This is a genomic window from Citrobacter sp. Cb004, from assembly GCF_030337065.1.
In the GTDB taxonomy this organism is placed as follows: Bacteria; Pseudomonadota; Gammaproteobacteria; order Enterobacterales; family Enterobacteriaceae; genus Citrobacter; species Citrobacter braakii.
The window spans coordinates 217,954-241,174 of sequence record NZ_JAOWCH010000071.1; the positions used below are offsets into that span (position 1 = coordinate 217,954).

General features: G+C 52.3%; 23 protein-coding genes and 1 riboswitch. Of the genes, 12 read left to right on the plus strand and 11 right to left on the minus strand.

Going from position 1 to position 23,221, the window contains the following annotated elements; translation table 11 throughout:
* The first annotated feature begins 45 nt into the window (after nt 1-45).
* Nucleotides 46-195, plus strand: a riboswitch (FMN riboswitch).
* Between the two features lie 106 nt (nt 196-301).
* Nucleotides 302-955 carry a 3,4-dihydroxy-2-butanone-4-phosphate synthase gene (ribB, locus tag OGV65_RS24960; protein WP_016154529.1) on the plus strand — a complete coding sequence of 218 codons (654 nt, stop codon included), beginning with the start codon at nt 302-304 and terminating at the stop codon, nt 953-955.
* An 83-nt stretch (nt 956-1,038) separates the two neighbouring features.
* Here the strand turns inward: ribB and dsbI are convergent, their stop codons facing one another.
* From dsbI to assT, 3 genes are read right to left on the minus strand one after another with little or no spacing between them, the layout of a single operon-like run.
* The gene (dsbI, locus tag OGV65_RS24965) at nt 1,039-1,716 is read right to left on the minus strand and encodes a protein-disulfide oxidoreductase DsbI (RefSeq protein ID WP_049041403.1); all 678 of its coding nucleotides are present in this window, start codon (nt 1,714-1,716) and stop codon (nt 1,039-1,041) included.
* Between the two features lie 14 nt (nt 1,717-1,730).
* Nucleotides 1,731-2,399 (minus strand): thiol:disulfide interchange protein DsbA/DsbL, encoded by a 669-nt coding sequence (locus OGV65_RS24970; protein ID WP_047499222.1) that lies wholly within the window; start codon nt 2,397-2,399, stop codon nt 1,731-1,733.
* 23 nt (nt 2,400-2,422) lie between these two features.
* Nucleotides 2,423-4,219 (minus strand): arylsulfate sulfotransferase AssT, encoded by a 1,797-nt coding sequence (gene assT, locus OGV65_RS24975; RefSeq protein WP_016157489.1) that lies wholly within the window; start codon nt 4,217-4,219, stop codon nt 2,423-2,425.
* A gap of 397 nt (nt 4,220-4,616) precedes the next feature.
* On the opposite strand from assT, the gene OGV65_RS24980 reads away from it, so the two are divergent.
* Nucleotides 4,617-4,793, plus strand: coding sequence for a hypothetical protein (locus OGV65_RS24980; protein ID WP_072033368.1), 177 nt, complete (start codon nt 4,617-4,619; stop codon nt 4,791-4,793).
* A 65-nt stretch (nt 4,794-4,858) separates the two neighbouring features.
* Here OGV65_RS24980 and zupT read toward each other — a convergent pair whose 3' ends face one another.
* Nucleotides 4,859-5,632 (minus strand): zinc transporter ZupT, encoded by a 774-nt coding sequence (gene zupT, locus OGV65_RS24985; protein WP_047499224.1) that lies wholly within the window; start codon nt 5,630-5,632, stop codon nt 4,859-4,861.
* A gap of 147 nt (nt 5,633-5,779) precedes the next feature.
* On the opposite strand from zupT, the gene ygiD reads away from it, so the two are divergent.
* Nucleotides 5,780-6,568 carry a 4,5-DOPA-extradiol-dioxygenase gene (ygiD, locus tag OGV65_RS24990; protein ID WP_131380106.1) on the plus strand — a complete coding sequence of 263 codons (789 nt, stop codon included), beginning with the start codon at nt 5,780-5,782 and terminating at the stop codon, nt 6,566-6,568.
* Between the two features lie 87 nt (nt 6,569-6,655).
* On the opposite strand, the gene OGV65_RS24995 is transcribed toward ygiD, so the two are convergent.
* From OGV65_RS24995 to tolC, 3 genes are all read right to left on the minus strand, one after another.
* Nucleotides 6,656-7,816, minus strand: a complete 1,161-nt coding sequence (locus OGV65_RS24995; RefSeq protein ID WP_286455564.1) for a glutathionylspermidine synthase family protein — start codon at nt 7,814-7,816, stop codon at nt 6,656-6,658.
* Nucleotides 7,817-7,821: 5 nt separating this feature from the next.
* Complete coding sequence (locus tag OGV65_RS25000) at nt 7,822-8,499, minus strand: DUF1190 family protein (RefSeq protein WP_016154521.1); 678 nt, start codon at nt 8,497-8,499, stop codon at nt 7,822-7,824.
* A gap of 147 nt (nt 8,500-8,646) precedes the next feature.
* Nucleotides 8,647-10,125, minus strand: a complete 1,479-nt coding sequence (gene tolC, locus OGV65_RS25005; RefSeq protein ID WP_286455565.1) for an outer membrane channel protein TolC — start codon at nt 10,123-10,125, stop codon at nt 8,647-8,649.
* A 199-nt stretch (nt 10,126-10,324) separates the two neighbouring features.
* Between tolC and nudF the strand changes: the two genes are divergently transcribed.
* From nudF to parE, 5 genes are read left to right on the plus strand one after another with little or no spacing between them, the layout of a single operon-like run.
* Nucleotides 10,325-10,957: an ADP-ribose diphosphatase gene (gene nudF, locus OGV65_RS25010; protein WP_016154519.1), complete on the plus strand. Its 633-nt coding sequence runs from the start codon at nt 10,325-10,327 to the stop codon at nt 10,955-10,957.
* Nucleotides 10,954-11,376 carry a DUF1249 family protein gene (locus OGV65_RS25015; protein WP_003024582.1) on the plus strand — a complete coding sequence of 141 codons (423 nt, stop codon included), beginning with the start codon at nt 10,954-10,956 and terminating at the stop codon, nt 11,374-11,376. Before nudF ends, OGV65_RS25015 begins: the two co-directional genes overlap by 4 nt.
* Before the next feature lie 24 nt (nt 11,377-11,400).
* Nucleotides 11,401-12,228 carry a 3',5'-cyclic-AMP phosphodiesterase gene (gene cpdA, locus OGV65_RS25020; protein WP_016154517.1) on the plus strand — a complete coding sequence of 276 codons (828 nt, stop codon included), beginning with the start codon at nt 11,401-11,403 and terminating at the stop codon, nt 12,226-12,228.
* Complete coding sequence (gene yqiA / locus OGV65_RS25025; RefSeq protein WP_003024575.1) at nt 12,228-12,809, plus strand: esterase YqiA; 582 nt, start codon at nt 12,228-12,230, stop codon at nt 12,807-12,809. Before cpdA ends, yqiA begins: the two co-directional genes overlap by 1 nt.
* Nucleotides 12,810-12,837: 28 nt before the next feature.
* The gene (gene parE, locus OGV65_RS25030; protein WP_003024571.1) at nt 12,838-14,730 is read left to right on the plus strand and encodes a DNA topoisomerase IV subunit B; all 1,893 of its coding nucleotides are present in this window, start codon (nt 12,838-12,840) and stop codon (nt 14,728-14,730) included.
* Between the two features lie 100 nt (nt 14,731-14,830).
* Here the strand turns inward: parE and OGV65_RS25035 are convergent, their stop codons facing one another.
* The 4 genes from OGV65_RS25035 to qseB form a co-directional block, all read right to left on the minus strand.
* Nucleotides 14,831-15,145 carry a putative quinol monooxygenase gene (locus tag OGV65_RS25035; RefSeq protein ID WP_016154515.1) on the minus strand — a complete coding sequence of 105 codons (315 nt, stop codon included), beginning with the start codon at nt 15,143-15,145 and terminating at the stop codon, nt 14,831-14,833.
* A gap of 30 nt (nt 15,146-15,175) precedes the next feature.
* Nucleotides 15,176-15,757: an NAD(P)H-dependent oxidoreductase gene (locus tag OGV65_RS25040; RefSeq protein WP_019077693.1), complete on the minus strand. Its 582-nt coding sequence runs from the start codon at nt 15,755-15,757 to the stop codon at nt 15,176-15,178.
* A gap of 109 nt (nt 15,758-15,866) precedes the next feature.
* Nucleotides 15,867-17,216: a quorum sensing histidine kinase QseC gene (gene qseC / locus OGV65_RS25045; protein ID WP_049283276.1), complete on the minus strand. Its 1,350-nt coding sequence runs from the start codon at nt 17,214-17,216 to the stop codon at nt 15,867-15,869.
* Nucleotides 17,213-17,872 (minus strand): quorum sensing response regulator transcription factor QseB, encoded by a 660-nt coding sequence (gene qseB / locus OGV65_RS25050; protein ID WP_047499228.1) that lies wholly within the window; start codon nt 17,870-17,872, stop codon nt 17,213-17,215. The genes qseC and qseB overlap by 4 nt, the downstream gene beginning before the upstream one ends.
* 152 nt (nt 17,873-18,024) lie before the next feature.
* Between qseB and OGV65_RS25055 the strand changes: the two genes are divergently transcribed.
* From OGV65_RS25055 to ftsP, 4 genes are all read left to right on the plus strand, one after another.
* Nucleotides 18,025-18,420, plus strand: a complete 396-nt coding sequence (locus OGV65_RS25055) for a YgiW/YdeI family stress tolerance OB fold protein (protein ID WP_016154511.1) — start codon at nt 18,025-18,027, stop codon at nt 18,418-18,420.
* 118 nt (nt 18,421-18,538) lie between these two features.
* Nucleotides 18,539-20,797 carry a DNA topoisomerase IV subunit A gene (gene parC, locus OGV65_RS25060; protein WP_049283274.1) on the plus strand — a complete coding sequence of 753 codons (2,259 nt, stop codon included), beginning with the start codon at nt 18,539-18,541 and terminating at the stop codon, nt 20,795-20,797.
* 195 nt (nt 20,798-20,992) lie between these two features.
* Entirely contained in the window at nt 20,993-21,730 is a 738-nt protein-coding gene (gene plsC, locus OGV65_RS25065) for a 1-acylglycerol-3-phosphate O-acyltransferase (RefSeq protein ID WP_016154509.1), read from the plus strand.
* Nucleotides 21,731-21,801: 71 nt separating this feature from the next.
* Nucleotides 21,802-23,214 carry a cell division protein FtsP gene (gene ftsP / locus OGV65_RS25070; protein ID WP_016154508.1) on the plus strand — a complete coding sequence of 471 codons (1,413 nt, stop codon included), beginning with the start codon at nt 21,802-21,804 and terminating at the stop codon, nt 23,212-23,214.
* Nucleotides 23,215-23,221: the final 7 nt, after the last annotated feature.

The following is a 23,221-nucleotide window of genomic DNA, read 5'->3' on the forward strand; positions in this document are numbered from 1 at the left end:
AGTAAAGGCGTTGATGAAGGTAATCAATAGCGTTATAGTTAACCCGCTTATTCTCAGGGCGGGGCGAAATTCCCCACCGGCGGTAAATCAACTCAGGTTGAAAGCCCGCGAGCGCTTTGGGTGCAAACTCAAAGGTCAGCAGATCCGGTGTAATTCCGGGGCCGACGGTTAGAGTCCGGATGGGAGAGAGTAACGATCCAGTCGGGCATGGACCCGCTCACGTTATTTTTTTGCCGCTTAGACGGTACTCCTAAGACTGCCCTGATTCTGGTAACCATAATTTTAGTGAGGTTTTTTTACCATGAATCAGACGCTACTTTCCTCTTTTGGTACGCCTTTCGAACGTGTTGAACTTGCGCTGTCTGCGCTGCGTGAAGGACGCGGTGTGATGGTGCTTGACGACGAAGATCGTGAAAACGAAGGCGATATGATTTTCCCGGCAGAAACCATGACCGTTGAACAGATGGCTCTGACCATTCGTCACGGCAGCGGTATTGTATGCCTGTGCATCACTGAAGACCGACGCAAACAGCTCGATCTGCCAATGATGGTGGAAAATAACACCAGCGCTTACGGTACCGGTTTTACCGTGACCATTGAAGCAGCAGAAGGCGTGACCACCGGCGTTTCCGCTGCGGACCGTGTTACTACGGTGCGTGCGGCAATTCAGGATGGCGCTAAACCTTCCGATCTTAACCGTCCGGGGCACGTTTTTCCGCTGCGTGCTCAGGCAGGTGGCGTGTTGACCCGCGGTGGTCACACTGAAGCAACCATCGACCTGATGACACTGGCAGGGTTTAAACCGGCAGGCGTGCTGTGCGAACTGACCAATGACGATGGCACCATGGCGCGTGCGCCAGAATGTATCGAATTTGCCGGCAAGCATAATATGGCGGTAGTTACTATCGAAGACCTGGTGGCTTACCGTCAGGCGCATGAGCGCAAAGCCAGCTAATCGCAAATTACCACGTTAGTCGCGGTAAGCATAAAAAACCGAAGCCATCTTCCAGGCTTCGGTTTTTTTGTTTCTTGCTCCGATTATTTGGTTCTCACCCGCTTTAATGCCCATGCGCCGCTCATAATGACGAGCAACAGTAAGCACAAACTAAAGGCCAACAAACAGGCCTGCGCCATGTTCATAAAATGCCAAGGCGGGATCAGATACCAGCCTTCTGACTGCTGGTACAGATCGACAAACCACTTTTGTGTACTGCTGAGCGCCACGCCGTCAGGAACAATGGGAGCGTCATAGCCGCAATCTCCTGTGGGTTTAAACCACTCCGGTGCCCAGTTGGCCAGAGGCAAATTAAAAGGGAATGTCGGATCGGTGGAACATCCCTGTACGCCAAACAGCGAATCCGGGTCCGGGTTATGTACAGCATAATGAATGCCGTTAAGTTTGATGGAGAACTTAATGCCCATGATGCTGCCGTAAAATGCCGCGATACAACCGATGAGCTTCAGAACAACATTTTTGGGGTTGATTGCCGCAATCAATCCGCCAAAAACCATCACCAGCATGGCAAAGCGAATATAGACACATTGCTCGCAGGGGGCCATGTAGAGATAGATTTGGAAGAACGAGTGCGCCAGAATAATCAATCCACCCATTGCGCAAGCCATCAACAGCCACAGAAAGCGCTGTTCCTGCCATCTCACCAGGGTATCAACCGGTGTATTGCGTAAGTCTCGCCACGATCCTTTTATGAAAGCCATAGCCGGGTCCCTGTTTATTTTTTCGCGAGCTCTCTGACAAGCTCAGCCATGGAATCAATAGATTTGATATTTTTGGTGTAGATCAGGTATTTACCATTGACGACGTAAGCCGGAACGCCCTGGATTTTGGCGACATCATATGCTGCTTTCCATTTCTCCAGCGTTTGCTGGACGGCAGGATCCTTCAATGCCGCGTCAAAATCAGCCTGGCCCATGCCCGCTGCATCCAACCCTGTTTTGATGAATGAGGTGGGATCTTTACCCTCTGACCAGCGCTCTTTCTTATCGTGGTAGGCGGCGTAATAAGCGAACTTGGCTTTTTTAAACTGTGATTTGGCGTCAAACAATGTAATACCTGCAGCCATGTCCCTGGCAATCATTACGGCAAAGATTTCACTGGCCTGCTTACCGTATTCCCCTTTGGTTTCCAGATGAAACGGAGTGAAAGTAACGACATCGGAGACTTTGTCTGACACGGGCCCTGTCACGGCTTTATCATATTTGTAGCAAAATGGGCAGGCGTAACTGAATACTTTGATCAACGTCTTATCAGCATTGGGAATTGGTTTTTCCAGAACCATATAGTCAGTGCCTTCAGTAAACGCTGATGCTGCAAACGGTGAGGCAAGCGCGGCGGTTAATACCACACTTTTAAATAATGAAGTGATCCATTTAGATGACATAATTAATCCTTAATCTAACGTAATTATTTAAACATTTGGCGTGGATGAACCAGCAATGCACGGTAGTGAGTTTGATTTGGCTTATCGGACAGGACATTAATTTCGACTTTGACTTCTTTTGTTTTGTAGTCAATTTCGTTGATTTTGCCGATGGTTGGCTGTCCAACGTCAAATAAATTAATCGAACCACCAAAGCCAAACATGGTGTCGCGATCCTTTTGATATTCGATAACCGAGGTGATAGGGCTATAAAAATCATAACCGCGCTCTTTTCCGTATTCCCAAATTTGCTGGACGGTCCCTTTTTTCTCGTCAATTTTATATTCGACGAAACGGGAGTATTTCATCGTTGGTAACGCCGGTTGTTCGAGTCCGCGGCCATCGCCGTTGTCAAAAATGGTGAGCGTTCCTTTGCTGGAGAGCCATGCGGTGTGTTGAGTGTAGGTAAAATCGAAATCGGTATTCTCGCACTTGCCATTTTCATCACATTTCAGTGCGTTGCCTTTATCATCAACCGGTTTTAACAGCTTGCTTGCCAGCGCCTTATTCCAGCCTTTAGACGGTGCAAGGATCCACTTAACCTGTTTATCGCGACCGATTTTGACAACCCCCTGATGGCGGGAAGAGATAATGATGGCGTCATCTTTGGCATCAAAGGCGATAGAGTTAACGTGCGCCCAGTTACGACCCGCACCCACGCCGAGGGCATCACCGTAGGGGGTATCTGGCTCCAGTTTTGCCTGCTGGCCGGCATGAGCGAGGTCCACGTTGACGCACACCGCGCCCGCATCTAACGCACCCAGCAGTGCATCACGCATCGGATCGAGAATTTTTGTCAGATCCCACACGTCGACAACACGACCGGATTTGTCGACTTCAATAATCTGGTCGCGAATAGTTTGTACGTGAATGCCATCTTCCTTGCGATAGTCGCGTTTACCCACGCGAAGCAGTACGGTGCCGTTCACCGTTTCGACGGACTCATGCGATGCGTCGAGGAATCCGCGCGGCAGCTTATGGTCGGCCAGAATCTGGCCCATCATATCGAACTCATACCAGTGCTGGCCCTGTACGGCGGTGAAGGTGCCGCGCGGTGTCTCCCGTATGCCCATCAGGTAACCGCGCTTATTGATATCCATGTCATGGCCGTCATAGAAAGTGTCCTGATCCAGCCACCAACGATATTCGCCTTCCGTATCAACGACAAAGGTAAAGGGTGCGATATCAAAGGGTAATGCGCCACCGGCCGGACCAGCATCCAGGATACCGGCATTTTTATCTTTTTCACCATGCCAGTGGAATTCTGCGCCCTGCGCGGTAAAGGTGTGGGTATTCACCAGATAGAGACGGTCTTCAAAGCCAGGTGCGACCTTAATAACGTTTGTTTGCTGTAAATCGGAAATAGAACGGTTATCCATGTAGTGATTAACGATGGCAGATGTTTGCACCACGTAATCTTCCTTGATGGCCTTGCCATTTTCTTTATATTCAACAGTGACCTTATTAGCGAACTTTTGATAAAGGCCAAAAATAGGAACCCCATCGTAGGTGGCGAGGGATTCTTTGCCGACGGTATAGGTAATTGGGACTCCTTTTTCACCTTTACCATGAACGGTAACTTTAACATCCGAAATAACGTGACTATCTAATTCAACCAGTGCGGTAAGAGGGGCGTTTCCGTATGGGTCAACGACTATCGCACCCAATTTTCCTGCGGGCTGGGCTGGTTGGAAACCTGCGGCAAATGAATTCCCTGCGGCAAAGCCAAACGTCAGTGCAAGCGTTCCGGCTAGAAGTGTTTTTCGGTACTGTGTAAACATGGATATATCTCCTTATATTATCTTTAAATATAACAGTGCTGAATATATTATGTTTTTACGATGTGAATATAATAAAAAATGGTATTGCTGATGCTACTTTTATGGTGAATATATTAATATTGATGAAATGTATTATTTTGCAGGTGCTAATTTTTATTATTTTTTGGATGGTATGAGTGCGTTATTTTAAGGGCAATATTTATTATTGCGCAGTGTGATCTTGTCGACATTGTTTTATTTTTTATAACGGTGTTAACTATTTGCATAGCTGCTGGTTTATATGATCGAAATCATATATTTGTTTCTGGAATATGCCACTATAGGAGTATGTCAGAATAAGGTTGTGTAAAATTTTAACGTTAAATGTTTAATGATGTTAAATTTTAAGGGTAAAAGAATGTTTATCGCCTGGTACTGGATTGTATTAATTGCACTCGTTGCAGTTGGTTATTATTGCCATATGAAGCGTTATTGTCGGGCATTTCGGCAAGACCGGGATGCATTACTCGAGGCGCGAAACAAACTCTTTCGTCATTCTGGCGAAGATAACAGCGCGGTTAAGGAACAGGAATAGTCCTTCACGTTCTGCTATGGATGAGCGGATGCTGTAAATTAGCAGGGTGGCATCCGCCCTCTGAATTAGCCGATCCCCATGGACTGGAGGATGACAAGACTTAACCCCATCACCGACATTCCACAAAGTACCCCATAGCTGGGATTATTATTCGGGTCGATCTCTTTTGCCAACGGCATTAGCTCATCGACGGACAGCGCCACCATAATTCCTGCGACTGCTGCCATTATTGCCGCCATCACTACCGGTGAGATCAGGCTCCCCAGAATTAACCACGCCAGTACGCCGCCCAGGATTTCCGCCATGCCCGAGATTCCGGCCCAGAATATCGCCGTACGTTTGGAGCCCGTGGCTGCATAGACTGGACCCGCAACGGCTAATCCTTCAGGAATATTGTGTAATGCGACGGCAAGGGCAATACCAAAGCCCAGCTCGAGGTTGCTGCTGGCGGTAACAAACGTCGCTATCCCTTCCGGGAAGTTGTGCAGGCTAATGCCGAGCGTTAATAAAATCGCGGTACGTTTAATGGAGCCGGGCAGAGGCCGCGTGGTTTTCTGTACCAGATCCTGAGGGTGCGCGTGCGGCAATAGGCGGTCCAGGCCAAAGTATCCCAGTAAGCCAACGATAAACATTCCGTAGCCCAATATCGGCGACATACCTTCAGCAGCCAGTGCGGCTGGGAGCATCTCCATCAGTGAGATCAGTAACATAATCCCTGCGGCGAAGCCTAACGAAAAGGCGAGCACGCGGTTGGAGGGTTTTTGCCCTAACACGCCGAGAAATGCGCCGATAAACGTGGCGGCGCCTGCCAGTAAAGTCAGAAGTAAAGGTACTGACATCGACAAATAAAACTCCTTATCAATCTGCTGTCCGGGTTGGATCGTCAAAATAACTGATGATCTTCATCATGGTTATCTGAGTTCTTCATCAGCCGAATAAGCGTATTGTGGTGGTATCAAAATGACTCCCTCAGTAAGGATATCATCATGTCTTCAACTCGTATGCCAGCATTGTTTTTGGGCCACGGTAGCCCGATGAATGTTCTGGAAGATAACGTTTATACCCGCGCCTGGCAGCAACTGGGGGAAACGTTGCCGCGCCCGAAAGCTATTGTGGTGGTCTCGGCGCATTGGTTCACTCGTGGCACGGGCGTGACGGCGATGGAAGCGCCTAAAACAATCCACGATTTTGGCGGTTTTCCACAGGCGCTGTATGACACCCATTACCCGGCTCCTGGATCACCGGAACTGGCGCAGCATCTGGTTGACTTGCTGGCCCCGGCGCCCGTTACCTTAGACAAAGAGGCGTGGGGTTTTGACCACGGTTCATGGGGCGTGCTGATCAAGATGTACCCGCATGCGGATATTCCGATGGTGCAGCTGAGCATTGACAGTACCAAACCTGCAGCCTGGCATTTTGAAATTGGCCGCAAGCTGGCGGCACTGCGTGATGAGGGCATTATGCTGGTAGCCAGCGGTAACGTGGTGCATAACCTGCGCACTGCGCGTTGGCACGGTGAGAACACGCCATATCCGTGGGCGACCTCATTCAACGAATATGTTAAAGCAAACCTGACATGGCAGGGACCGGTTGAACAGCACCCGCTGGTGAACTATCTCGATCATGAAGGGGGATCGTTATCGAACCCGACACCGGATCACTATCTGCCGCTGCTGTATGTATTAGGTGCCTGGGATGGCAAAGAGCCGGTGACTATTCCTGTTGACGGTATTGAGATGGGAAGTTTGAGTATGTTGTCGGTGCAGGTCGGATGATAAATGCGCCCGATGGCGCTGCGCTTATCGAGCCTACAGTTCATGCTGTAGGCCGGGTAAGACGCAGCCACCACCCGGCACTCTCAGTCATTCGACAAAAATATGCGGATAGAAACGCGAGAGATCCTGCGTGATCAACGCGCGGTCTTCGCGAATGCCGATGCCAGCTGGTTGATCGTTGATTAGCCAGCTGCCGATCAACATATAGCTGTCGCCAAACTTCGGTAGCTGATGGAATTGCTGCACGATCATACCTTCTTCGCCGTACGGCCCTTCCACTGCTTCGATCGTTTTACCGTTTTCGATAATGGAAACGTTCGCGCCTTCACGTGAGAAGATCGGCTTTACGACGAATTTATCCATCTGAGGATAGTCATCTTCGGCGAAATACGCAGGCAGCAGATTCGGATGATCCGGGAACATTTCCCACAACAGCGGTAATAACGCTTTGTTGGAGATGATGCTCTTCCAGGCTGGTTCCAGCCAGCGAACGCCAGCGTCTTCCAGCTTGGTGGAGAACATTTCGCGCAGCATGAATTCCCACGGATAGAGCTTGAACAGGTTAGCAATGACCTGATCTTGCATATCCGTGAACTGACCTTTTTCACCAAGACCAATATCTTCGACATAGAGGAATTCAGTGGCGATTTCAGCTTCGGCAGCGCAATCCTGCAGATACTGGATGGTTCCGCGGTCTTCCACCGTATCGCGACAACAGGTCAGATGTAGCAACTGAAAACCATACTGCTCACGCAGCTCGGCGAAACGCTCGATCAGCTTTTCCTGCAGACTGTTGAATTGATCGCTGCCTTCCGGCAGGTTGCCTGCATTGAGTTGGTCTTCCAGCCAGATCCACTGGAAAAACGCAGCTTCGTACAGAGAGGTTGGCGTATCGGCGTTGTTTTCTAACAGCTTAGGCTCGCCCGTGCCGTCCCACACCAGATCGAGACGCGAATAGAGCGACGGTTGCTGTGTCTGCCAGGACTGGCGGACAAAGCCCCAGGTATGCTTCGGAATGCGAAACTTGGTCATCAGCTCATCGCTGGCGATGACCCTTTCCACCACTTTGAGGCACATTTGATGCAGCTCTGCGGTGACCTCTTCCAGCTTTTCGACCTGAGCAAGCGTGAGCTTATAATACGCATCCTCACACCAGTACGGCTCGCCGTACATAGTGTGAAAGTTGAAACCGTATTCGGTGGCTTTATCGCGCCAGTCCGGGCGCTCAACAATACTGACTCTTTCCATGACGGTCAGCCGCCCATTGAACGTGTGGTAGTACCGCTTGCGCTACGCTGCATGGTGCTCTGTTTAGCCACAGATTCGCCAAATCCACCGCGGGTTACGGTAGAGGTGGTAGCCGGTTTCGGCGCCATGGCGGTTTTCGGTACGGTCATGGTGCGACCCGGCGTTGCGGCGCCGTAATTTTTGCCGCCAGCATCCGTATATTTGCCGTATGCCGGGCTGGCCGGATTTTTCGAGCTGAACAGCGGCTGCTGAGCGCCCATACCGCCACCCATCATGCGGCCCATCATATAGCCTGCCATCAGCGGCATCCAGAAGCTGCCGCTGCTTTGATTCTGCGCCTGAGCCTGGCCTTCACCGGTCGGCGCCATGCCCGCTTGTGCAGGTGCCTGTTGGCACTGGCCTTCGCCGAATTCAGCGATACAGTCTTCGCGAGTGGCGTATTTTGGCGCGGTGCGTTCAGCTTCTTTCAGCGCATTGTTAAACGCGGTGGTACATTCGGCGCTTTTACCCGGATTAGCTGCAGAGCAGTCGTCCGCGTTCTGATAAAGCGAAACCGTTTCGTCACTCTTTTCACAGCCCGCGAGCATAAAAACAGCGGTAACTGCCAGAGCGACAGGAGTCAGGTGGCGCGCGCTCCAGCTTTTGCGGAACGAGGCGTGATGTATAGATTTTGTCCGTTTCATTTATGTCTTCCAGGACCCAGTGGTAACTCTGCTCAGAATAGAGGATGACTGGTCGAAATTGAAGCGGGAAGAGGCGAGAATGCGGAGGAAGGGGCGGATCTTTACGTTGTCTTACGTTCAGACGGGGCCGAAGCCCCGTCATCAGCATCAGTTACGGAACGGGTTGTTACCGTTGCTGCTGGTTGAACGTGCAGCCGTTGGTTGAGCCGCAGGCATATTGCCGTTGCTGTTAAAGTCATTCACAGCGGCATCTTGCTGCGGATTTTGCGGCGCTACGTTATCCGGAGAAGTCGGAATCGGTTTACCCAGCGTATTATTCAGCGCCACCAGATCCTGCTCGTTCAGCGTACCGAGCGCAGATTTGACGTTAAGCTGGTTGATAAGATAGGTATAACGCGCATTCGCCAGTTGCTGCTTGGCGTTGTACAGCGTGGTGGTGGCATCCAACACATCCACGATGGTACGGGTACCTACGGAATAGCCTGCTTCCATCGCATCTAAAGAGCTTTGGGCAGAGACAACCGCTTGTTTGTACGCGTTAATGCTACTGATAGAAGCATTAATGTTGTTGAACGAAGAACGCACGGTTTGCACCACGCTGCGGTGTGCGCTTTCCAGTTGTTCGCTCGCGCCAACAAAGTTGTACTGCGCTTGTTTCACCTGCGAGTTAACCATCCCACCCTGGTACAGCGGCAGCGAGAAGTTCAGACCGATTTTGTTCTGGCCCATGTTGCTGTCGTCGTACTGGGAGGTGTTGGTTTTCGACCCGTTGTAGGAGGTGTCAGAAACGCCGGTAGAGGCGGTCAAACCCAGCGTCGGTAAGTGACCATCCTGCGCCAGACGAATCTGTTCACGCGCCAGATCCTGGCTCAAACGCGCCTGCAATAATGAGAGGTTGCGGTTTTCTGCTTCTTTCAGCAGCGCGTTCACCGCTTGCGGTTTGTTGGTTTTAAAGCCATCAATGTTCAGCGAAGCCAGTTCCGGGTAGTAGTTACCGGTCACCTGGCGCAGCTGTTCTACCGCGTTGTCGAGATTGTTACGCGCGGTAACTTCGTTCGCCAGTACGGTATCGTATTGTGAACGGGCGTTCTGTACGTCAGTGATGGCGACCAGGCCCACGTTAAAACGCTGTGTGGTCTGATCTAACTGACGATAGACCGCATCTTTCTGTGCCTGAGTGTAAGACAGCACGTCAATCGCGTTCAGTACGTTAAAATAAGCGGTAGCGGTATTCAGGATCAGCGTTTGCTGATCGGTCTGATACGTTACGTCCTGGATGCCTGCTGATTTTTCTTGCAGCGTCAGGGCACGCCATTTAGACATGTCGAACAACGTCTGAGTCAATTGTAATGACGCGCTGGTTGCGTTGGAGTTGACGCCATTTGCATCACGGTAGCCATTGCTGTAGGTGTAATCGGCACCTAAACCTAGTTGCGGCAGTAATGGGCTACGCGCTTCGTTAATTTTTTCGAATGCAGCATCGCGATCGGCGGCGGATTTACGCAATTCCGGGTTGCTCAGGCGTGCTTGCTGATAAACCTGCATCAGGTTTTCTGCCTGGCTCAAAGTAGTGAACCCCGACAGGCTCAGGCCGATAAGGATGGGGAGCAATTTCTTCATTTGCATTCCTTGTTGTGAAGCAGTATTTAGCGCTGATCAAATTGTAAAAATATTTGCTGATTCTAGCAGAATCCGCCACTTCAAAAAGTTGGCGTTACGTGCCATACGGCGTTAATTTGCATCAATTTAACACAAGGGCGTTCAAACATCAGTCAAACGACCTTGAAATTCACATTTTAATCACTATTGGTTTCAGGACAGCACAATGCGTAAACCAGACAACTTGCCAATGACTTTCACTAAAAATGATGTAGAAATTATTGCACGAGAAACGCTATACCGCGGTTTTTTTTCACTGGATCTTTATCGGTTCCGCCATCGCCTGTTTAACGGTGGTATGAGCGGTGAGGTAAAGCGCGAAATTTTTGAGCGCGGACACGCGGCAGTCTTGCTACCCTTTGACCCTGAGCGGGACGAAGTTGTTCTGGTCGAGCAGATCCGTATCGCGGCGTTTGATACCAGCGAAAGCCCGTGGCTCCTGGAAATGGTGGCCGGAATGATTGAAGAGGGCGAAACCGTTGAGGATGTGGCTCGTCGTGAAGCGATGGAGGAGGCTGGGCTGGAAGTTAAACGTACCAAGCCCGTTCTGAGCTATCTGGCAAGCCCTGGCGGCACCAGTGAGCGCCTGTCTATTTTAGTTGGCGAAGTGGACGCCACGACCGCGAGCGGGATCCACGGTCTGGCTGATGAAAACGAAGATATTCGTGTTCATGTGGTGAGCCGGGAGCAGGCTTATCAATGGGTTGAAGAGGGGAAAATCGACAACGCGGCTTCTGTCATCGCCTTGCAATGGTTACAGCTGCACTATCAAGAGTTAAAAACTGAGTGGAAAAAATGAAGCGTTACACACCTGACTTCCCTGAAATGATGCGCCTGTGCGAAACCAACTATTCGCAATTGCGCCGCCTGCTGCCACGTAATGATGCAGCCGGTGAAACAGTGAGCTATCAGGTAGCAAACGCACAATATCGGTTAACGATCGTTGAATCGACCCGATACACTACGCTTGTCGCGATCGAACAAACGGCACCCGCGGTCACTTACTGGAGCCTGCCGTCATTGACAGTCCGCCTGTATCATGACGCGAGGGTGGCCGAAGTGTGTTCGAGTCAGCAGATCTTTCGCTTCAAAGCGCGGTATGATTATCCAAATAAAAAGTTGCATCAACGCGACGAAAAGCATCAAATTAATCAGTTTCTGGCCGACTGGTTACGGTACTGTTTAGCACATGGAGCGATGGCGATTCCGGTTTATTAGCGTCGTGAAACCTAAGGACACCATTTGGAAAGCCTGTTAACCCTTCCTTTGGCTGGTGAGGCCAGAGTCAGGATCTTACAAATTACAGACACTCACCTGTTTGCCGAAAAGCATGAAACGCTGCTGGGTGTAAACACCTGGGATAGCTATCAATCCGTACTGGATGCAATACATGCAGAGTCGCCTGAATACGATCTGATCGTCGCGACTGGTGATTTGGCGCAGGATCAATCCGCTGCGGCCTATCAGCATTTTGCTGAGGGCATCGCAAGCTTTCGTGCGCCCTGCGTTTGGCTACCGGGCAATCACGATTTTCAGCCGGCAATGTACAGCGCGCTACAGGACGCGGGGATCTCACCCGCTAAACGCGTTTTTATTGGTGAACAGTGGCAAATCCTGTTGCTGGACAGCCAGGTATTCGGCGTTCCCCACGGTGAATTAAGCGAATTTCAGCTCGAATGGCTGGAACGTAAACTTGCCGATGCGCCTGAGCGCAATACTTTGCTGCTTCTGCATCATCATCCTCTGCCAGCAGGTTGTAGCTGGCTCGATCAGCATAGCCTGCGTAATGCCGCAGAGCTGGATAACGTGCTGGTGAATTATCCTCGTGCCAAGTATTTGTTGTGTGGGCATATTCATCAGGAACTGGATTTGGACTGGAACGGACGCCGCCTGCTGGCGACGCCGTCGACCTGTGTGCAGTTTAAGCCACACTGTTCCAACTTCACGTTAGATACCATCAGCCCCGGCTGGCGGACGCTGGAGCTTTTTGCTGACGGGACGTTGCAGACTCAGGTACGCCGTCTGCAGGGTAATCGGTTCCACCCTGATACCGCTTCAGAAGGCTACTGATGTCTACGCTTCTTTATCTTCACGGATTTAATAGTTCTCCTCGTTCGGCGAAGGCATGTTTGCTGAAAAACTGGCTGGCGGAGCATCATCCGCACGTTGAGATGATCGTACCCCAACTGCCACCGTATCCGGCCCAAGCCGCAGAGATGCTGGAATCGATCATTCTTGAACATGGCGGAGAGTCGCTGGGAATTGTCGGTTCCTCACTAGGAGGCTATTACGCCACCTGGCTGTCGCAATGTTTTATGCTGCCCGCGGTGGTGGTGAACCCTGCTGTCCGACCTTATGAACTGCTGGTCGACTATCTCGGTCAAAACGAGAACCCCTACACGGGGCAGCAATATGTGCTAGAGTCACGCCATATTTACGATCTTAAAGTCATGCAGATTGACCCGCTGGAAGCGCCGGATTTGATCTGGCTGCTTCAACAAACGGGCGATGAAGTGTTGGACTACCGCCAGGCGGTGGCGTATTACGCCTCCTGCCGCCAGACAGTTATTGAGGGCGGAAACCACGCATTCACGGGCTTCGAAGATTATTTCAACCCGATTGTCGATTTCCTTGGACTGCACAGTTTCTGACGATCAATTCGAATTGCTTATTTAAACCATGACGCAAACTTATAACGCTGATGCCATTGAGGTACTCACTGGGCTTGAGCCGGTACGCCGTCGCCCGGGGATGTACACCGATACAACCCGTCCGAACCATCTTGGACAGGAAGTGATTGATAACAGTGTGGATGAAGCACTGGCGGGCCACGCAAAACGCGTGGACGTGATTTTACATGCCGACCAGTCTCTGGAAGTTATTGATGATGGCCGCGGCATGCCGGTAGACATTCACCCTGAAGAGGGCGTTCCGGCGGTAGAGCTGATCCTCTGTCGTCTGCACGCAGGCGGTAAGTTCTCCAACAAAAACTATCAGTTCTCTGGTGGTTTACATGGGGTGGGGATCTCCGTGGTCAACGCCCTGTCGAAGCGTGTGGAAGTGAATGTGCGCCGCGACGGGCAGGTGTACAACATCGCGTTTGAGAACGGCGATAAGGTGCAAGATTTACAGGTTGTCGGTACCTGCGGTAAACGCAATACCGGAACCAGCGTGCACTTCTGGCCGGATGAAAGCTTCTTTGACAGCCCGCGTTTTTCCGTTTCGCGCTTAACGCACGTACTGAAAGCCAAAGCTGTGCTGTGCCCAGGCGTTGAGATCACCTTTAAGGATGAGGTCAATAACAGTGAACAGCGCTGGTGCTACCAGGATGGCCTGAATGACTATCTGAGCGAAGCGGTAAATGGCCTGCCGACGCTGCCGGAAAAACCGTTTATCGGTAATTTCAGCGGTGAAACAGAAACCGTGGACTGGGCGCTGCTCTGGCTGCCGGAAGGCGGCGAGCTGCTGACTGAAAGCTATGTGAACCTGATCCCAACCATGCAGGGCGGTACGCACGTTAACGGCCTGCGCCAGGGTTTGCTGGATGCAATGCGCGAGTTCTGTGAATACCGCAATATTCTGCCGCGCGGTGTGAAGCTGTCGGCGGAAGATATCTGGGATCGCTGTGCTTACGTGCTGTCAGTAAAAATGCAGGATCCGCAGTTTGCCGGACAAACCAAAGAGCGCCTCTCTTCGCGGCAGTGCGCGGCATTCGTCTCTGGCGTGGTGAAAGATGCTTTCAGCCTGTGGCTGAACCAGAACGTGCAATCAGCCGAACTGCTGGCTGAGATGGCGATTTCCAGCGCCCAGCGTCGTCTGCGGGCGGCGAAAAAAGTGGTGCGTAAAAAGTTGACCAGCGGTCCGGCGTTGCCGGGGAAACTGGCGGACTGTACCGCACAGGATCTTAATCGCACCGAACTGTTCCTCGTCGAAGGTGACTCGGCGGGCGGATCGGCTAAACAGGCGCGCGATCGTGAATATCAGGCGATCATGCCGCTGAAAGGTAAGATCCTCAACACCTGGGAAGTCTCTTCCGATGAAGTGTTGGCCTCGCAGGAAGTTCACGATATTTCGGTGGCGATCGGCATCGATCCGGACAGTGATGATCTGAGCCAGCTGCGCTACGGTAAGATCTGTATTCTGGCGGATGCGGACTCCGATGGTTTGCACATCGCCACGCTGCTGTGCGCGCTGTTTGTGAAACACTTCCGTACGCTGGTGAAACACGGTCACGTCTATGTGGCGCTGCCGCCGTTATACCGTATCGACCTCGGTAAAGAGGTGTATTACGCGCTGACGGAAGAAGAGAAAGCGGGCGTGCTGGAGCAGTTAAAGCGCAAGAAAGGCAAGCCGAACGTGCAGCGCTTTAAAGGTCTGGGTGAAATGAACCCGATGCAGCTGCGTGAAACCACGCTGGATCCGAATACCCGCCGCCTGGTGCAGCTCATCATCGATGACGAAGACGATCAGCGTACCAACGCAATGATGGATATGCTGCTGGCCAAGAAGCGTTCTGAAGATCGCCGTAACTGGTTGCAGGAGAAAGGCGACCTGGCGGATCTCGAAGGGTAATTGACCGTGAATGCCTGGTGGCGCTGGGCTTACCAGGCCTGAGGATTGCAATATAAGCCGGATACGTCTGTTTATGGCGTTATCCGGCAAATCGACAATCTTAAATGCCAGACTCCAGAATACGAATACTCATGTCCAGCACGTCGCCTTTCACGGCTTCGCTATAGGCTTTCATATGCGGTGTCTGCAAATGCGCTTCAAGATGCGCAATGCTTTCCCACTGTTCAACCATCACGATTGAGTCCGGGGCTGTGGTCTGAAAACTGACGCCAGCAGCATGATCGACCATCGGCGCGTAGCCGTGGCAGCCTTCTTCTTTCAATACGGTTGGAACGATTTTAGCGAATTGATCCAGTACCGCCTGGCGGTGATGTTGACCTGGACGTGTACGGATTTCTGCAATAACGGTAAGCATGGTTAACTCCTTCTAATTCCAGGTTACCAGTTAACCAAAAATTTCGTTCAGATGCTTGCGATATTCTGCGATATAACGCGGGACGTCCGGCATTTTAATCACGTCATTGGTGATAAAGGTCGGCAGCGCTTCCATTCCCAGGAACTGGTTTGCTTTATGGAACGGGAGATAAACGCCATCAACGCCAACGCCATGGAAGAACTGATCTTTTTCAGTAAAAGCTTCCATCGGTGCGTTCCAGGTCAGTGACAGCATGTATTTTTTGCCCTGAATCAGCCCACCGGAGCCGTATTTTTTAGACGCATCTGAACGCGTGCGACCATCGCTGGCGTACAGCGTACCGTGACCTTCGGTAAACACGTCATCAATGTATTTTTTCACGGTCCACGGCGCACCCATCCACCAGCCAGGCATTTGCCAGATAACCACATCGGCCCAGACGAAGTTCTGTACTTCATCAGGAATGTCATAGTCGCTGTCGGCGCGCACGATTTTAACATCATGCCCGAGGTCGCGCAGAAGGCCATCCGCGACCTCGGTCAGGGTGTCGTTTAACTGACCGTTGGAGTGGGCGAATTTTTTCGCACCATTGATAATCAGAATGTTGCTCATTTTGTGTCCTTAGGGAAATACGTTTGAAGACGATTTTACCCCTACCAGCGACGCGGTGAAATTAGCAAAATGTGCAAAGTCTTTTGCTATTTGAGCAATAATAACGCAATTACCAACTGACCTTCGCTTCAAAGCCACCTTGCGGAGCGTTGCCAAACGAGGCTGACATTCCATGCAATATTGCGATACGGCGGACAATCGATAGGCCGAGACCGCTGCCGGTCACGCTTTGTCCCGGTGGACGATAAAAGCGTTCCCCGATGTGCATAAGGACCTCTGGCGCAACGCCAGGACCATTATCCTTGACGCTAAAATTCCGGGCGTTGAGCGTCACTTCCACAATGCTACCCCGGGGGCTGTAGCGGATCGCATTATCCAGTAGATTTCGTACCATCAGGCTCAGCAACAGCGGCTGTCCTGTGCGCATGATGTTGTGCGCGTTAATCTGCAAACGCACGTCGATGTGCGCCTGCTGGGCTGGATGGTAGATATCCATCACCGCGGATTGCAAAAGCTCCTCCAGCGAGATTTTCGCCACATCCTGAAGATTGTCGAGGGAGTCGAGGCGTGAAAGCGTCAGTAACTGATCGACCAGTCGGGTGGCGCGTTCAATTCCCGCATGCAACTGTACCAGCGCTTTTTCCCGCGTTTGCGGGTCGTCGTCTGACAGTTGCACCACTTCCGTTTGTACTTTAAGCGCGGTCAACGGGCTGCGCAGCTCGTGGGCAGCATCAGAAGTGAAGCGCCGTTCGCGGACCATCATGGAATGGGTGCGGGTAAACAACTGATTGAGCGATTCAACCAACGGGCGCACTTCGCTAGGTACACCTTTCGGATCGAGCGGCTCTTCCGATTCCGGTGAGCGCCAGCGCAGAGCCTGCGCCAGTTTTTTCAGCGGCCTGAGTTCACGGCTAATCATGACCACCAGGATTAGCAACATCAGCGGCAGCGCAATCAACCACGGTGTTAACTGGGCGGTGACGATCGACAGCGCCATATCCTCTCGATACTCCCACTCCTGGCCTACCACAATGCGGTATTTGCCGTCAGCGGAATTCAGCCACAGAAAACGCCATGCGTCGTTGTCCCCCTTGAGTTGGCCATCGGTAAAGCCTTCGCGGGTGTAGCTGTAGGGAATGTCCTGGCCGTTGTCGCCATCGTGCAATACCATTTTGCCGTCGATGGTGAAGATGGCAAACGTCAGCGCGTCGTCATCAATATGGCCGTGCTTGAGCTTCTTCGGCGTGCGAGCCATATTGCTTGAGGTGGTGACGTCGCTGATATCCAACGTGCTAAGCCGCTTGGCGAACAACATCAGTTGGGTATCAAACAGCTCATCGACATTGTCGGTGGTCTGCTTCCAGGCTACAAAGCTCGAAACGGCCCAGGTTGCTGATGCCAGAATCAGAAAAATAAGCGTTAGCCTGACGCGCAGGCTGAGGCGTTGTGTGAGTTTCATGCGTCACCCAGGGTGTAGCCAATGCCATGCACGGTACGGATAAAGTCGCTGCCGAGCTTACGGCGTAAGTGATGGACGTGTACCTCAATCGCATTGCTGGAGACGGTTTCGTCCCAGGTATACAGTTTTTCTTCAATCAGTTTGCGGGGCAGGACGCGACCCTTATTGCGCATCAGCAGCTCCAGTAGAGCGAACTCTTTGGGTTTGAGAGACAAAGGCTCATCTGCCGCCGTGGCAACCAGCGCGCCGGGATCGAGCGTCACCTGACCATGGCGCAATATGTTGCTCGCCTGGCCGCTGGCACGGCGCACCAGCGCCTCCAGTCTGGCGGCAACTTCGATCAGCGCAAAGGGTTTGCACAGATAGTCATCCGCGCCGAGACGCAGACCCTCAACGCGTTCCGCCAGCGCGTCGCGAGCGGTCAGAATCAGCACTGGCTCCTGCTTCCCGTTGGCTCGCCATTCGCGCAAGATGTCCCGTCCGTCGATGCCTGGCAGCGTCAGGTCGAGGATCACCGCATCATAAGGGGCGCTGTAGAGCGCTTCTTTCCCCTGGCGACCCTCGGTAAACCAGTCGATGCTGAAACCCATTTTACTCAGACCTGTTTTCAGGCCGTCGCCGATCAATGTGTCATCTTCGATCAGTAAAATACGCATATGTTCTTCCCTGCAGCCGCGCTCATTAGCGTCAGTAAACCTTGTGACTACAGCCTCTGTACAGCAAAAAAAGTATCTTTTTTTGCCTTAAGAACTTGTTAAGGATTAACTTATTTAATAGTCGTAAACCAAAATGAAAGGGAGACATGACGATGAAAAAATTAGCTGCAATGGTTGCCGTAATGGCACTGTGTTCCGCACCTGTTCTGGCAGCGCAGCAGGGCGGTTTCTCTGGACCGACAACCACCACGCAAAGCCAAAATGGCGGATTTGTCGGCCCGAATGGTAGCAGCGCGACGGTAGAAAGCGCCAAATCACTGCGTGATGACACTTGGGTTACCCTGCGCGGGAACATCGTTGAGCGTATTTCCGACGACCTGTATGTGTTTAAAGATGCGACCGGCACAGTGAATGTGGATATCGACCACAAGCGCTGGAACGGCGTAACCGTCACACCGCAGGATGTGGTTGAAATCCAGGGGGAAGTGGATAAAGACTGGAACTCCGTTGAAATCGACGTGAAACAGATTACCAAAGTTGCCAAATAATCCCCATCAGGGCCGCACTCGTGGCCCTTTTCTTTGTGACTCAACACGCCAGATAGGGTAGTATCTGCGGCAATATTGCCCTTCAATAGAGGGGTACAAAGTTGAGGAACCACGATTAATGAGCGATATGGCAGAGCGCCTGGCGCTGCATGAATTCACGGAAACCGCCTATCTGAACTACTCCATGTACGTCATCATGGACAGGGCGTTGCCGTTTATTGGCGATGGTTTGAAACCCGTTCAGCGTCGCATCGTGTACGCGATGTCCGAACTGGGGCTGAATGCCAGCGCCAAATTTAAAAAATCCGCCCGTACCGTCGGTGACGTACTGGGTAAATACCACCCACACGGCGACAGCGCTTGTTATGAAGCGATGGTGCTGATGGCGCAGCCTTTCTCTTACCGCTATCCGCTGGTCGACGGGCAGGGGAACTGGGGGGCGCCGGACGATCCGAAATCCTTCGCGGCGATGCGTTATACCGAATCCCGCCTGTCTAAATATGCGGAAGTTCTGCTGGGTGAACTCGGCCAGGGAACGTCGGACTGGGTGCCAAACTTCGACGGCACCATGCAGGAACCGAAGATGCTGCCTGCGCGTCTGCCAAATATTCTGTTGAACGGCACGACCGGTATTGCCGTTGGTATGGCGACGGACATTCCGCCACACAACCTGCGTGAAGTGGCGAAAGCGGCGATTACCCTGATTGAGCAGCCGAAAACGACGCTGGATCAGTTGCTGGACATCGTGCAGGGGCCGGATTACCCGACCGAAGCGGAGATCATTACCTCGCGGGCAGAGATTCGTAAGATTTACGAAAACGGACGTGGCTCCGTACGTATGCGTGCGGTATGGACGAAAGAAGACGGCGCGGTGGTGATTTCCGCACTGCCGCATCAGGTTTCCGGGGCAAAAGTGCTGGAGCAGATCGCCGCTCAAATGCGCAATAAAAAGCTGCCGATGGTAGACGACCTGCGCGACGAATCGGATCACGAAAACCCGACCCGTCTGGTGATTGTCCCGCGCTCCAATCGTGTGGATATGGAGCAGGTGATGAACCACCTGTTTGCCACCACCGATCTGGAAAAAAGCTACCGCATCAATCTGAATATGATCGGTCTTGATGGTCGTCCGGCGGTGAAAAATCTGCTGGAGATCCTCACCGAATGGCTGGCGTTCCGCCGCGATACCGTACGTCGTCGCCTGAACTATCGTCTGGAAAAAGTGCTTAAACGCTTGCATATCCTTGAAGGTTTGCTGGTGGCGTTCCTCAACATTGACGAAGTGATCGAAATTATTCGTCATGAGGATGAACCTAAGCCCGAGCTGATGTCGCGGTTTGGCATTTCTGAAACCCAGGCTGAAGCCATTCTTGAGCTGAAATTGCGCCACCTTGCCAAACTCGAAGAGATGAAAATCCGCGGCGAGCAGGATGAGCTGGCGAAAGAGCGCGATCAGCTGCAAGGCATTCTGGCTTCCGAGCGTAAAATGAGTAACCTGCTGAAGAAAGAGCTGCAGGCTGATGCCGAGGCCTATGGCGACGAACGCCGCTCTCCGCTGCAGGAACGTGAAGAAGCGAAGGCGATGAGCGAGCACGACATGCTGCCGTCAGAGCCAGTGACCATTGTGCTGTCTCAGAGTGGTTGGGTGCGTAGCGCGAAAGGCCACGACATTGATGCGCCGGGATTAAGCTATAAAGCGGGCGACAGCTTTAAGTCTGCGGTGAAGGGTAAGAGCAACCAGCCGGTGGTGTTCGTGGACTCGACCGGACGCAGCTACGCCATCGACCCGATTACGCTGCCGTCGGCGCGTGGACAGGGTGAACCGCTGACCGGGAAGCTCACGCTGCCGCCGGGCGCGACGGTTGAGCACATGCTGATGGAAGGCGACGATCAGAAACTGCTGATGGCATCCGATGCGGGTTACGGTTTTGTCTGCACCTTCAACGACCTGGTAGCTCGTAACCGTGCTGGTAAAGCATTGATTACGCTGCCAGAAAATGCGCGCGTTATGCCGCCGGTTGTGATTGAAGATGAAACCGATATGCTGCTGGCAATCACCCAGGCCGGTCGCATGTTGATGTTCCCGGTAAGCGATTTGCCGCAATTGTCAAAAGGCAAAGGGAACAAGATTATCAATATCCCTTCAGCGGAAGCGGCGAAAGGCGAAGATGGCCTGGCGCAGCTCTACGTGCTGCCGCCACAAAGCACGCTGACTATCCACGTCGGTAAGCGCAAAATTAAACTGCGTCCTGAAGAGTTGCAGAAAGTGACCGGCGAGCGTGGCCGTCGCGGTACGCTAATGCGTGGTCTGCAGCGTATCGATCGCATTGACATTGACTCGCCTCGACGCGCCAGTCACGGCGACAGCGAAGAATAACGCTACCGTCCGGCTCTCCCTGTTTTAGCCCGGGGAGAGCCAACGTTAAAAATTCCCGTGAAACCGTTGTTTATTCGTGCGTTGCGATTAACAATACGCTTTTCCAGAGAGCCGCCCTTAACAAAGCCCTAACCTGATACTGCGTGATGAATCAGGTGACGTAAAATGCCAGGCTCTTAGGCCTCAGAGGTTGTTATGCTATATATTTTTCGTTTAATCATTACTGTTATTTACTGCGTTCTGGTCTGTATTTTCGGTTGCATATACTGTCTGTTCAGCCCACGAAATCCAAAACACGTCGCAACGTTCGGTCATATGTTTGGCCGCCTGGCTCCCCTTTATGGCCTGAAGGTTGAGTGCCGCATGCCGGCAGACGCGCAGAACTATGGTAATGCTATCTATATTTGTAATCATCAGAACAACTATGACATGGTTACCGCTGCGAATATTGTTCAGCCGCCGACGGTGACGGTAGGTAAAAAAAGCCTGTTGTGGATCCCATTCTTCGGGCTGCTGTACTGGTTAACCGGCAACCTGCTGATTGACAGAAACAACCGTACCAAAGCGCACAGCACCATTGCGGCGGTGGTGAATCATTTCAAAAAACGTCGTATTTCTATCTGGATGTTCCCGGAAGGAACGCGCAGCCGTGGTCGCGGTCTGCTGCCGTTTAAAACCGGCGCGTTTCATGCGGCGATTGCGGCGGGTGTCCCGGTTATTCCGGTGTGCGTTTCAACTACCTCGAACAAGATAAAACTCAACCGACTCAATAATGGTCTGGCGATTGTAGAGATGTTGCCACCGGTAGATATTAGCCATTTTGGGAAAGATCAGGTTCGTGAACTGGCAGCGCATTGTCGTACGCTGATGGAACAAAAAATCGCAGAACTCGATAAAGAAGTTGCTGAGCGGGAAGCCGCCGGTAAGGTTTAATCCGCGCAATTCGGGTTTGTTACAGGAAAAGATTTCCTGCGTGTTAATCGCCAGTTTTTCATGGAGTTTATATGTCATTCAGTCGGCGTCAGTTCATTCAGGCATCGGGGATCGCACTGTGTGCAGGTGCTGTTCCGCTGAAGGCTAATGCTGCCGGTCAGCAACAACCGTTACCCGTACCTCCGCTGCTGGAGTCCCGTCGGGGGCAGCCGTTATTTATGACGCTGCAACGCGCCCACTGGTCCTTCACGCAAGGCACGCGCGCACCTGTCTGGGGGATTAACGGTCGCTACCTGGGACCGACGATCCGCGTCTGGAAAGGGGATGACGTCAAACTTATCTACAGCAACCGTCTGACTGAAAATGTCTCGATGACTGTCGCTGGATTACAGGTGCCAGGCCCGCTGATGGGCGGCCCGGCGCGCATGATGTCCCCTAATGCAGACTGGGCACCAGTGCTGCCGATTCGTCAGAATGCCGCTACGCTGTGGTATCACGCCAATACGCCAAATCGTACTGCCCAGCAGGTTTATAACGGTCTTGCCGGGATGTGGCTGATTGAAGATGAAGTGAGTAAATCACTGTCTATTCCCAACCACTACGGCGTGGATGATTTTCCGATCATTATCCAGGACAAGCGTCTGGACAACTTTGGTACGCCGGAGTACAGCGAACCCGGCAGCGGTGGTTTTGTCGGTGATACGCTGCTGGTCAACGGGGCGCAAAGCCCGTATGTCGAAGTCTCTCGCGGCTGGGTGCGTTTGCGTTTGCTGAACGCTTCAAACTCGCGTCGTTACCAGTTGCAAATGAGCGATGGCCGCGCGCTGCATGTGATTTCCAGCGATCAGGGCTTTTTACCTGCGCCCGTTTCGGTGAAGCAGCTCTCGCTGGCGCCTGGCGAGCGCCGTGAGATCCTGGTGGATATGACTAACGGAAATGAGGTCTCTATCACCTGTGGTGAGGCGGCCAGCATTGTCGACAGGATCCGCGGATTCTTTGAGCCTTCCAGTATTCTCATCTCCACGCTGGTATTGACGCTGCGCCCGACCGGTCTCCTGCCGCTGGTGACCGACAGTCTGCCAATGCGCCTGCTGCCAACGGAAATCCTCAGTGGTTCACCGATTCGCAGCCGTGATATCAGTCTGGATGACGATCCCGGCATCAACGGTCAGCTGTGGGACGTCAACCGCATGGATATTACCGCTCAGCAGGGCTCCTGGGAGCGCTGGACGGTACGGGCGGATATGCCTCAGTCTTTCCATATCGAAGGCGTCTCGTTCCTGATCCGTAATGTGAATGGCGCAATGCCGTTCCCGGAAGACCGGGGCTGGAAAGATACCGTCTGGGTCGACGGCCAGGTTGAATTACTGGTCTACTATGGACAACCTTCCTGGGCTCATTTCCCGTTCTACTTTAACAGTCAGACGCTGGAAATGGCGGATCGTGGCTCGATCGGACAGATGTTGGTGAACCCGGCGCCGTAATGCGCCG